Below are 1247 nucleotides of genomic sequence, written 5' to 3'. Positions count from 1 at the left end.
CACATGAACTTTTCCGCCATACGGAAGGCCGAACTCATCCAGCAGGCGGCCCAGTGCGGCGACGTGTCCGAGATCGAACAGCTCGAACTCCGGCACGACCCCCAAGTGCTGGGTGCGGCGGTACAGCTCGACCATGAACGGCCAGGGGTTGCTGAACACGTCGTTGCCGAAGTTCACCGTGCCGCAGGTCAGCGAGCAGGAGTCCGGAGCTGCGGCGAGCACGTCCAGCCGGGCCTCCAGCAAATCGTGCACGCTGCCGCCGGTGGACAACTGGACGATCAGCCCGGTGTTCTCACGGAGCGCCGAAACCGTCGCCCGCAAGCGTCCTAAATCCAAGGTAGGCCGATGCTCGGCATCCCGGATGTGGACGTGGATCATCGCCGCTCCGGCCGCCTCGCAGGCCTTGGCCTCGGCGACCAGCTCCTCCAGCGTGGTCGGCAACTGCGGGCAGTCCGCCTTGGCGACCTCGGCCCCGGTCGGAGCCACGGTGATCAGCGTCCGGTTCATCCGGCCATCGTGACCCCAGGCCGGAGAATTGACCAGACTTGAGAACGATTACCGGACGTTTTGCGGTCAGGCCTGCGGAAGACGGCGGATCTTGGGGACGCTGGTGGCCGGGGCGGCGGCTGCGTCCACCACGATCTCCTGCGCGGCTTCTACCCCACCGGCAACCAGCTGGGCGTCGGCCGGAGTGGACCGCTTGAGCACGGCCAGGGCGATCGGGCCGAGCTCGTGGTGCCGGGCCGCAGTGGTCACCCGGCCGACCTCGCGTTCCCCGTTCAGCACCGGGGCGCCGTTGGCCGGCAGCTCGTTCATCGAGCCGTCCAGATGCAGCATGACCAGGCGGCGGGGCGGGCGGCCGAGGTTGTGCACCCGGGCGATCGTCTCCTGCCCCCGGTAGCAGCCCTTTTCCAGGTGCACCGCGGTCCGCAGCCAGTCCAGCTCGTGCGGGATGGTGCGGTGATCGGTCTCGAATCCCTGCCGGGGACGCCAGGCGGCCACCCGCAGCGCGTCCACCGCCCACGTCCCGGCCGCGTCGTCGAACTCTCCCGCCGCGACCCGGCTCCCGAACTCGGACCGCGGGACCAGCACCTCGCGCCAGGACCACTCCGGGTGCCCGGCCACCTCGACCTCGGCGGCGGTATAGAGCGCGCCGCCGGTGGCCGGCTCGGGCCACGGGTCGCGCCAGGCCAGCGGGTCTCCGGGAACGTTCGGGTCGGTCTCCCGATCGACCGGCTCACCGATCA

The 1247-nt window shown here is 70.2% G+C and carries 2 protein-coding genes; both read right to left on the bottom strand.

The window, feature by feature from the left end; all coding sequences use genetic code 11:
- On the bottom strand, positions 1-507 hold a 507-nt coding region (locus ACIBQZ_RS43345), incomplete at its 3' end, for a 3-keto-5-aminohexanoate cleavage protein (RefSeq protein ID WP_396094799.1).
- A 66-nt stretch (positions 508-573) separates the two neighbouring features.
- Positions 574-1247: YgfZ/GcvT domain-containing protein (locus ACIBQZ_RS43340; RefSeq protein ID WP_396094797.1), on the bottom strand; the 674-nt coding region annotated here is incomplete at its 5' end.

The sequence above is a fragment of the Actinoplanes sp. NPDC049599 genome (assembly GCF_044465625.1).
Lineage (GTDB): Bacteria > Actinomycetota > Actinomycetes > Mycobacteriales > Micromonosporaceae > Actinoplanes.
The sequence above is the reverse complement of the archived record's forward strand: the minus strand, read 5'-3'. Positions and strand labels throughout refer to the sequence as shown.